Here is a 10,006-nt window from a genome sequence, read left to right as displayed (position 1 = left end):
GTTCGAGCCAGGGGAACTGCGGCAACTGTTGGAAGACGAGCCTGCCTCCCCACCAATGATGGCGTTCGAGCCAGGGGAACTGCGGCAACTGTTGGAGGACGAACCTGCCTCCCCACCGATGATGGCGTTCGAGCCAGGGGAACTGCGGCAACTGTTGGAGGATGAACCCGCTTCCCCACCGATGATGGCGTTCGAGCCAGGGGAACTGCGGCAACTGTTGGAAGACGAGCCTGCCTCCACTTGGGCACAAATCAATTCGACCCCACATGCGCGAGCGGACGGTGTTCATCAGCCAGCCCAGGCGCCGTGGCTCCCTGAACGCAGAAGATAACTTTGCGGAGGAGCGGTCACGCAACTGTCGGCGGCGCCGGGCCTCAGGGTGAATGGAAAGGATGGAGTGGCGGATGGTGTCGCGTGAAGGCGCAACACGCGTGCTGACCGACCTGCATACGTAGGAAGTCGTTCATTGCTCCCAAATCGTATGTGAGGAACATTCCTGTCCCGGCTGCGCCGCGCGATGCTAGGTCGCGTTGTTCAGCGGGCCAAGCCGATGACACCTACGAAGCTACTGATCGGGCAGATCGCCGTTGTGTGCGCAATTGTCATTATCGGCGTATGGACGGCAACCCAATGGTGCGCTCAAATGCTGACCTACCAGACGCCTCTCGGCGCACCATGGTTTCTCTTCGCCGGCTGGCCAATCTACAAGCCGTGGAAGCTGTTTGAATGGTGGTTCCACTTCGATGCTTATGCGCCGGAGGTCTTCGACAAAGCCGGTACGCTTGCAGGCGCCAGCGGATTCCTGGGTTGTGCCGCCGCAATCGCTGGCTCGCTTTTGCGCGCGCGACAGCGCGGGTCGGTTACGACCTATGGGTCTTCACGGTGGGCCACGACTCATGAGGTCGAGACGGCAGGGTTGTTACGGCCGGCGGGCGTTTTCCTCGGTAGGCTGAACGATCGCTATCTGCGCCATGACGGCCCGGAGCACGTCATGGCATTTGCGCCGACGCGTTCGGGCAAGGGCGTGGGGCTGGTTGTTCCAACGCTACTTTCCTGGACCGGGTCTGCCATCATTCATGATATAAAAGGCGAAAATTGGCAGTTGACCTCCGGCTGGCGGTCGAAATTCTCGTACTGCCTTCTGTTCAATCCGACCGACCCGAGATCGGCACGCTACAACCCGCTGCTGGAGGTGCGCAAAGGCCCAGATGAGATCCGGGACGTTCAAAACATCGCCGACATCCTCGTCGATCCCGAGGGCGCGCTGGAGCGACGGAACCACTGGGAGAAGACCAGCCATTCACTCCTAGTTGGCGCCATTTTGCACGTGCTCTACGCTGAAGAGGACAAGACGCTGGCCCGCGTCGCCACCTTCCTGTCGGACCCGCAACGCTCGTTTGCCGCAACGCTACGGCGGATGATGACGACAAACCATCTCGGGACGGGGCATAACCCTCAGGTCCATCCCGTAGTGGCCTCGGCGGCTCGCGAACTCCTGAACAAGTCGGAAAACGAGCGCTCAGGCGTCCTCTCGACCGCCATGTCCTTTCTCGGGCTTTATCGTGATCCAACGGTCGCGGCGGCCACTTCGTCCTGCGACTGGCGCATCGCTGACCTAGTGGATGGAGAGCGACCGCTGTCGCTCTATCTGGTCGTGCCGCCTTCGGATATCTCGCGCACCAAGCCTTTTGTGCGACTGATCTTGAACCAGATCGGCAGGCGGTTGACGGAGCGTCTGGAGGGGGACCCGAAGAAGAGCCGTAAGCATCAGCTGCTCATGATGCTGGACGAGTTTCCGGCGCTCGGTCGCCTCGACTTCTTCGAAACGGCGCTCGCCTTCATGGCAGGTTATGGCATTCGCTCCTATCTGATCGCACAATCTTTGAACCAGGTTTCAAAGGCCTATGGCGAGAACAATGCTATTCTCGACAATTGCCACGTGCGAATTGCCTTTTCCTCCAATGACGAACGCACGGCCAAGCGCATCTCGGATGCCCTCGGCACCGCAACCGAACTTAGGTCGATGCGCAACTATGCGGGCCATCGGCTTGCGCCCTGGCTTTCACATGTCATGGTGAGCCGCCAGGAAACCGCGCGCCCGCTCCTGACGCCAGGCGAGGTGATGCAATTGCCGCCGTCAGACGAATTGGTCCTGGTTTCTGGGTTGCCGCCGATCCGCGCCAAGAAGCTGCGCTATTATCAGGATCAGAATTTCACAGATCGGGTGCTGCCTGCGCCGGTGCTGCACGACGGACCCTATGCGGACTGCCCTGCATCACGCCCGGACGGCTGGACTGGACAAGTGTGCAGCGTCGATAGCCGACTTGCTGCGGACGAGGAAAGCGCCGACGCGCCAGTTGAAGACGAGGGAGGCGTTCAGCAGCAACGCCATCCAAGCCTGCCCGAAGAAGACGTTGTTGTCTCTCAAGAGCCCGATCAGGCCGATCTGTACAAGCCCGCAGACGATGACAGCGAAGCGCTCGCGGACAAGCGTGTCATGGATCGGATTTCCACTGCGGCCCGCGTCTACGGTATCAACGAGGGCAGGGGCGACGATGTCATTCCCGGCTTCTGAAGTCCGCTGAGTTGCAGAGCGCACCTCAGCGTAGATAACGGCCATAAGCAATTTTGAGCGTCTGGCCGATGCTTCTCCCGTCGCCGGCGCAACGCCGGGCCGTCGGAACGATCCGCATGAAGCCGCACCGCATTCGCCATCAGTTTCTGCTTGAGCCGGAGCTCAGCGAGAAACTGGACAACCTCAGTCGCGATCCGTCAACGACCAAATCAGCGATCGTGGGGAAGGCGATCGAGGCGTTCATCGAGCGGCGTGGCGAGAGCGAGTTCGATCGGCGCTACGGCGTAAGGCTTGACCGGCTCTCCCGCGATCTTGCCCACGTCAGGCGCGATTCCGAGGTGATCCTGGAGAGCCTGGCGCTCTTCATCCGCTTTTCGATCACCCTTCACGCCCACACGCCGGTCCCGGATCGGGCAACGCAGGCTATTGCCCAAGAGCGTTTCGAGAAATTCGTTGAGAAGGTCGGCCGCCAGATCGCTTCCGGCAAAAAGTCGCTTAGCAAAGACAATGGTGGGGGAGGGGAAGGATGAGCTCTCATCCCGAGGCCGACCACCGGCGGCGTGTCATGCTGCGCACCGCCATGGGTCCGGCAATCACCGAAGCCCTGGCCGATCCGTCCGTCATCGAGGTGATGGTCAATCCCGACGGCGCGCTGCGACTCGACCGGTTAGGCGAAGGTCGGGTCGATACCGACGTTCACATGCACCCGTCCGAGGCAGAACGTATCATCCGCCTGGTTGCTTCGCACGTGCGCGCCGAGGCGCACGCCGACAACCCGATCGTCAGTGCCGAATTGCCGTCTGGCGAACGCTTCGAAGGCCTGCTGCCACCTGTGGTGTTGGCGCCATGTTTTGCCATCCGCAAGCCCGCCGCGAAAGTCTACACCCTGGCCGACTATGTTGCCGAACGCATCATGCTGCCGCTGCAGGCCGATGCGCTGAAAAAGGCCGTCCGCGAGCGGCGCAACATGCTGATCGCCGGCGGCACTTCCTCGGGGAAGACAACACTCGCCAACGCTCTGCTGGCTGAAGTCGCCGAATGCGACGATCGGGTGATCCTGATCGAGGACACACGCGAACTGCAGTGCGCGGCCAGGGACTGCGTTGCCCTGAGAACAAGGCGGGGCTCGGTCACCCTTGCCGATCTCGTGCGCTCGACGCTGAGGCTCAGGCCGGACCGCATCATCGTGGGCGAGGTGAGGGGCGCGGAAGCGCTCGACATGCTGAAGGCATGGAACACCGGGCACCCAGGCGGCATCGCTACCGTACACGCCAATTCCGCGCGCTCGGCTCTCTATCGCATTGAGCAACTCGCCCAGGAAGCGGTGGTCACCGTTCCCCGCCGGCTCATCGCTGAGGCGATAGATCTGATCGTCTTCATAGCGGGACGCGGCTCGTCGCGCCACATCGACGCAATCGCCGAGGTCACCGGTCTCGACGGCAGCGGCGATTACGCCGTTGCCCCGCTCACGCTTTCGCAACTCCAGCAGCTTTGAAAGGCCTTCCTCATGCGCAAGAAGCTTCGCTTTCTTTCGTCCACAGCGCTCGCGTTTCTTATCACGGCCCCGGTTTATGCCGCCGGCTCCGGCATGCCGTGGGAGCAGCCGCTGCAGCAGATCCTGGAGTCCGTGCAGGGACCGGTCGCCAAGATCGTTGCGGTGATCATCATTATCACCACCGGCCTGACGCTTGCCTTCGGCGACACCGCCGGTGGTTTTCGGCGCCTGATTCAGATCGTCTTCGGTCTGTCGATCGCCTTCGCGGCATCGAGCTTCTTCCTCTCCTTCTTCTCCTTCGGTGGTGGGGCGCTCGTCTGATGGCCGCCGGGGAGCAGCATATCGAGGGCTTCGCAGTACCGGTCCACCGGGCGCTGACCGAGCCGATCCTGCTCGGCGGGGCTCCGCGCGCGGTGGCGATCCTCAACGGTACAGTGGCCGCGGCCATTGGCTTCGGCTTGCAGCAATGGATTGCTGGTCTGGTGCTTTGGATCGCAGGCCACTCGTTAGCGGTGTTTGCCGCAAGACGCGATCCGGACTTCGCCAGCGTGCTTGTGCGCCACCTACGTCTGAAGGGGTGGCTTGCATGCTGAACCTTTCGGAATATCGAAGCAAAGCCGACCGGCTTGCCGACCATCTACCCTGGGCTGCCTTGGTGGCGCCCGGCATCGTGCTCAACAAGGACGGCAGCTTTCAGCGGACGTTGCGGTTCCGCGGCCCGGATCTCGAAAGTGCGACGGAGGCTGAACTCGTCGGCATTTGCGCCCGGGCGAACAATGCTCTCAGACGCCTTGGCTCTGGCTGGGCATTGTTCTTTGAGGCCGAGCGCACAGAAGCGCTGGGCTATCCGAACTCGCATTTTCCTGACGCCGCGTCGTGGCTGGTCGACGAAGAACGCCGCGCTGCTTTCGAGGGGAAGGTAGCGCACTACGAGAGCCGCTATCATCTGACCTTGGTGTTTATGCCACCGCCGGACGCCCAGGCGCGCGCAGAAAGCACGCTCGTCGACTCTCATTATTCCCGAGGAGAAAGAGACTGGCGCCAGGATCTGGCGAGGTTCCGTGACGAGACCAACCGCGTGCTCGATCTCTTCTCGGGTTTCATGTCCGAAGTACGCGTCCTCGATGATGCTCAGACGTTGACCTACCTCCACGGCACGATTTCGCCTCGTCGCCATCCTATCATGGCCCCGGAAACGCCGATATATCTGGATGCAATCCTGGTCGATGCGCCGCTTACCGGTGGCCTGGAGCCGATGCTGGGTGAGCAGCATCTTCGCACACTGACCATCCTCGGCTTTCCGAACCTCACCCGGCCCGGAATCCTCGATACCCTCAATCATCAGGATTTCGCCTATCGCTGGATGACGCGCTTCATTCCGCTCGAGAAAACGGAAGCCACGAAGACGCTGACGCGATTGCGCCGGCAGTGGTTTGCCAAGCGCAAATCGATCGTGGCAATCCTACGCGAGGTCATTACCAACGAGCCGGTCCCGCTTGTCGATAGCGATGCCGACAACAAGGCGCTCGATGCCGACGAAGCCCTTCAGGCATTGGGCGGTGATCATGTGAGTTTCGGCTATCTCACCACCACCGTGACGGTGTGGGGCGAGGATCGCCAAGCCGCTGCAGAGAAGCTTCGCGCGGTCGAGCGCATCATCAATGGGCTCGGCTTCACCACGATCCGAGAAGGCGTCAATGCGGTCGAGGCTTGGCTCGGCTCATTGCCTGGCCATGTCTACGCTAACGTTCGCCAACCGCTCGTTCATACATTGAACCTTGCCCATCTCATGCCGCTGTCGTCGGTTTGGGCCGGTCCTGCGACAAACGAGCATCTCGCGAAAGTCACCCAAACCGAAGCGCCACCGCTTTTCGTTGCCGAGACCAGTGGGTCGACACCGTTTCGGCTTTCCACCCACGTCGAAGATGTCGGCCACATGCTGGTTGTTGGTCCGACCGGCGCCGGCAAGTCGGTTCTGCTTGCTCTGATTGCTCTGCAGTTCAGGCGCTACGCCGGCGCCCAGGTTTATGTCTTCGACAAAGGCAATTCGGCCCGTGCTGCAACACTTGCCATGGGTGGAGAACACCACGCGCTAGGAGCGGACGGTTCCCTTGCCTTTCAGCCACTGCGCAGCATCAACGACCAGGCTAGCCGAAGCTGGGCGGCCGAATGGATCGCCAGCCTTGTTGCCCACGAGAACGTCACCGTCACGCCGGAGGTGAAGGAGGCTATTTGGTCAGCGCTGGCCAGCCTTGCCACCGCGCCGGCGCAGGAACGCACACTGACCGGTCTTTCGGTCCTGCTTCAATCCAATGCGCTGAAGACCGCATTGATGCCCTACACGCTCGACGGTCCCTTCGGCCGCCTGCTCGATGCCGATCATGATGGGCTGGCCTTGTCGGATGTGCAGTGTTTCGAGACCGAGGAGTTAATGCACAGCCAAAGCGCTTTGCTGCCGGTGCTTACCTATCTGTTCCAGCGACTTGAGGAACGGTTCGACGGACGGCCCACGCTGATCATGCTCGACGAGGCGTGGGTCTATCTCGACAATCCGCTGTTCGCCGCCCGCATCCGCGAATGGCTGAAGGTGCTGCGAAAGAAGAACGTGTCGGTTGTCTTCGCTACGCAGTCGCTGGCTGATATCGCGGGCTCTGGCATAGCGCCGGCAATCATCGAAAGCTGCCCGCAGCGCATTTTCCTTCCCAATGATCGTGCCGTGGAACCCCAGGCGCGCACAGCCTACGAGCGCTTCGGTTTAAGCGAGCGGCAGATCGAATTGATCGCCCGCGCCACGCCGAAGCGTCAGTATTATCTGCAATCGCGCCGCGGCAACCGTCTGTTCGAGCTCGAGCTTGGCCCCATCGCTCTTGCGCTTTGCGGTGCTTCCGATCCGGCCACGCAGACTCTGATCGACAGGATCATGTCCGAAGACGGGCAAGGCAGCTTTGCCTCGCAGTTCCTGATCGCGCGCGGCCTCGATTGGGCCGGCGAACTTCTCAAGCAATTCCCTCAACCAGACAAGGAGCAATTCTCATGATGCGGCGACGCCTTCTCTCCGGCCTGATCACCGTTTCCCTGATCGCCAAGCCTATGGCCGACTATGTGCAGCCCGCCTACGCCCTTATCGTGTTCGATCCGTCCAATTATGCGCAGAACGTGCTGACGGCCGCGCGCGCATTGGAGCAGATCAACAACCAGATCCAGTCGCTGCAGAATCAGGCGACCATGCTGCAGAACATGGCGCGCAATCTTCAGCGTCTGGATTTCTCTTCCGTTGGCCAACTCACCGGTTCGCTCCATCGCATCGACGGCTTGATGGACCAGGCGAGTGGCCTCAGCTTTGATCTGGGCAAGCTTCAAGACCAGTGGCGCAGCCAATATCCGGAAAGCTACGACGCCACGATCAAAGTCAGCGATGTGGCGAGTGCTGCGCGGGAGCGTTGGCAAACCGCCATGCAGGCGTTCCGCCAGACCATGGGTGTCCAGTCGCAAATCGTCGAGAACGTCCGCGCCGACGGCGATCTGCTCGCCGATCTCGTCAACCGCAGCCAAGGGGCGGCCGGTGCGCTTCAGGCAAGCCAGGCCACCAACCAGCTGATGGCGCTTTCGACAAAACAGCAGATGCAGATCCAGACGCTGCTCGCAACGCAGTTTCGAGCTGAGGCCGAGGATGCCGCCCGCAAGGCCCAGTCAGACGAAGCCGCCCGCGAGATGACGAAGCGATTCTTGGGTACCGGCTCGGCTTATCCCGGCAATTAATCACGAGTTCATCACGACGAGAAAGGCAGCGGCATGAACGACCTTGGCGTCATCGATCGCTTCATGGAGACCTTCATCCGCTACATCGACAGCGGGTTCGGTCTGCTATCGGGCGACCTCGCCTTCCTCACTACCATTCTGATCGGCATTGACATCACACTTGCCGGCCTGGCGTGGGCGCTCGGCGACGAAACCAGCGTTCTCGGCCGGCTTGTCCGCAAGGTGCTCTATGTTGGCGTCTTCGCCTTCATTCTGAACAATTTCAAGAACCTCGCCGATATCGTTTATCGTTCTTTTGCCGGTCTCGGGATTAAGGCGTCGGCCGGCAATCTGTCGGCAGACAATCTCTTGCGCCCGGGCCGCATTGCCGCGACCGGTTTCGAAGGTGCTTGGCCAATGCTTGACCAAGCCAGTCAGCTCCTGGGCTTCCCGGAAATCTTCGGCAACGCACTGACCATCTTCGTGCTGCTGATGGCCTGGTTCCTGGTCATCATCGCCTTCTTCATCCTTTCCATCCAGCTTTTCATCACCATCCTTGAGTTCAAGCTCACCACGCTGGCAGGTTTTGTTTTGGTTCCATTCGCACTTTGGAACCGTTCAGCGTTCCTGGCCGAACGCGTGCTCGGCCATGTTATCTCGTCAGGCATCAAGGTGATGGTGCTCGCCGTCATTGTCGGTATCGGCTCCACGCTCTTCGGGGAGTTCGCTTCCGCATTGCAAGGCAAGGAGCCGGATCTTGCCGGTGCCATGTCCCAGGTACTGGGCGCACTGGCATTGCTTGGCCTTGGCATTTTTGGGCCGGGGATCGCGTCGGGTCTTGTCTCAGGCGCACCGCAGCTTGGGGCGGGCGCCGCCCTCGGCACGACCGCGGCGGCAGCGGGTGTATCACTCGTTGCTGGAGGCACAGCATTTGCTGGCGCGCGTATGGCAACCAGCGGCGGTGTCGCCGCCATCCGAGCCGGCACAACAATGGGATCGGCTGCTTCCACGTCATGGCAGATCGGGCGCGCAACCTCGCCCGACGCTGGCCTCTCCGGTGTGGCTGCTGGAATGCATGGTGTAACCAGTGCAGCTGGCGGCGCCGCTATACGCATAGCGCGATCCGCCACTGCAAGTGTTGGGCGCAACGCCGATGCCGGGCGCGATGCCGCGTGGACCGCGACCGGCGGCACGCCGACAGCGCCAATGACCGAACGCTCTGCCGGTTCGGCCACTGTTTCGGCGCCGACGTGGGCAAGGCGCCTACGTTCTGAACAGACCGCCCGTGCAAATCGCCACGCTGCCATGCAAGCTGTCCGAGACGGAGACCGGCCGGGAGGCAGCGCCACCCCCTCTCTCAACGACAAGGATGACTAGATGCTCTTCAAGCGACCCGTGCACCGTTACGGCAAAACACCCGAACCGGTCACGCCGTATCAAAAAGCCGCCCAGCTGTGGGACGAGCGCATCGGCTCATCTCGACTGCAGGCCAGGAACTGGCGGATCATGGCCCTTGGCTGCCTGGCCTTGGCGACCGGGCTTTCCGGCGGACTCGTATGGCAGTCGATGCAAAGCCGTGTCGTGCCTTATGTCGTCGAGGTCGATGGCTTCGGCGAGACGCGCGCCGTCGCGCCGGCGATCCGGAATTATGAGCCCTCGGATGCTCAGATCGCCTGGCATCTCGGCCGCTTCATCCAGAATGTCCGTTCCGTTTCCACCGATCCGGTTTTGGTACGGCAGAACTGGTTGGCAGCGTACGACTTTGCTAGCGATCGCGCAGCGCTCTTCCTCAACGAATACGCCAAGGCGAACGACCCCTTCGGTCAGATCGGAACGCGCAGTGTTTCGGTACAGGTCACCAGCGTGGTCAGAGCCTCCGAAAGTTCATTCCAGGTCAAATGGACCGAGCAGGTGTTTGAGCGCGGAAGCCTTGCCAGCACGATGCGCTGGACTGCGATCCTCACGATCGTGATTCGCTCGCCAAGCAATACGGATCAGCTGCGCAAGAATCCGCTCGGCGTCTTCATCAATGCCATTGACTGGTCACGCGAGCTCGACAGCGCCGTCCCAACCCCCCTTTCTCCGACGGAGTCCACCAATGAAAGGTAAAATGTCACCGATTCGTGCCGTGCTGATCCTATCGGTGTCGGCAGCGGTCGTTTCCGCTTGTGCATCGAAGAAGGTGCCGCCGCCTGAGA

The 10,006-nt window shown here is 61.4% G+C and carries 10 protein-coding genes; all 10 read left to right on the top strand.

Annotation, left to right across the window (positions count from 1 at the left end):
* On the top strand, positions 1–331 hold a 331-nt coding region (locus tag EN993_RS37420), incomplete at its 5' end, for a hypothetical protein (RefSeq protein ID WP_206532411.1).
* A gap of 219 nt (positions 332–550) precedes the next feature.
* Positions 551–2,575, top strand: coding sequence for a conjugal transfer protein TraG (locus tag EN993_RS24800; protein ID WP_063169233.1), 2,025 nt, complete (start codon positions 551–553; stop codon positions 2,573–2,575).
* Between the two features lie 116 nt (positions 2,576–2,691).
* Positions 2,692–3,105, top strand: a complete 414-nt coding sequence (locus tag EN993_RS24795) for a CopG family transcriptional regulator (RefSeq protein ID WP_063170364.1) — start codon at positions 2,692–2,694, stop codon at positions 3,103–3,105.
* Entirely contained in the window at positions 3,102–4,070 is a 969-nt protein-coding gene (gene trbB / locus EN993_RS24790; RefSeq protein ID WP_024502850.1) for a P-type conjugative transfer ATPase TrbB, read from the top strand. The genes EN993_RS24795 and trbB overlap by 4 nt, the downstream gene beginning before the upstream one ends.
* 12 nt (positions 4,071–4,082) lie before the next feature.
* Complete coding sequence (locus EN993_RS24785) at positions 4,083–4,391, top strand: TrbC/VirB2 family protein (protein ID WP_024502851.1); 309 nt, start codon at positions 4,083–4,085, stop codon at positions 4,389–4,391.
* A complete protein-coding gene (locus tag EN993_RS24780) occupies positions 4,391–4,663 on the top strand; it encodes a VirB3 family type IV secretion system protein (RefSeq protein WP_024502852.1) in 273 nt (90 codons plus the stop codon). The genes EN993_RS24785 and EN993_RS24780 overlap by 1 nt, the downstream gene beginning before the upstream one ends.
* The gene (gene trbE, locus EN993_RS24775; protein ID WP_063169232.1) at positions 4,657–7,107 is read left to right on the top strand and encodes a conjugal transfer protein TrbE; all 2,451 of its coding nucleotides are present in this window, start codon (positions 4,657–4,659) and stop codon (positions 7,105–7,107) included. The genes EN993_RS24780 and trbE overlap by 7 nt, the downstream gene beginning before the upstream one ends.
* Positions 7,104–7,829 (top strand): P-type conjugative transfer protein TrbJ, encoded by a 726-nt coding sequence (trbJ, locus tag EN993_RS24770; protein ID WP_024502854.1) that lies wholly within the window; start codon positions 7,104–7,106, stop codon positions 7,827–7,829. The genes trbE and trbJ overlap by 4 nt, the downstream gene beginning before the upstream one ends.
* A 33-nt stretch (positions 7,830–7,862) precedes the next feature.
* Positions 7,863–9,185 (top strand): P-type conjugative transfer protein TrbL, encoded by a 1,323-nt coding sequence (gene trbL, locus EN993_RS24765; protein ID WP_063169231.1) that lies wholly within the window; start codon positions 7,863–7,865, stop codon positions 9,183–9,185.
* Positions 9,186–9,917 (top strand): conjugal transfer protein TrbF, encoded by a 732-nt coding sequence (gene trbF / locus EN993_RS24760; RefSeq protein WP_063169230.1) that lies wholly within the window; start codon positions 9,186–9,188, stop codon positions 9,915–9,917.
* Positions 9,918–10,006: the final 89 nt, after the last annotated feature.

The sequence above is a fragment of the Mesorhizobium sp. M7D.F.Ca.US.004.01.2.1 genome, assembly GCF_003997785.1.
GTDB classification, from domain to species: Bacteria; Pseudomonadota; Alphaproteobacteria; order Rhizobiales; family Rhizobiaceae; genus Mesorhizobium; species Mesorhizobium loti.
The sequence above is the reverse complement of the archived record's forward strand: the minus strand, read 5'-3'. Positions and strand labels throughout refer to the sequence as shown.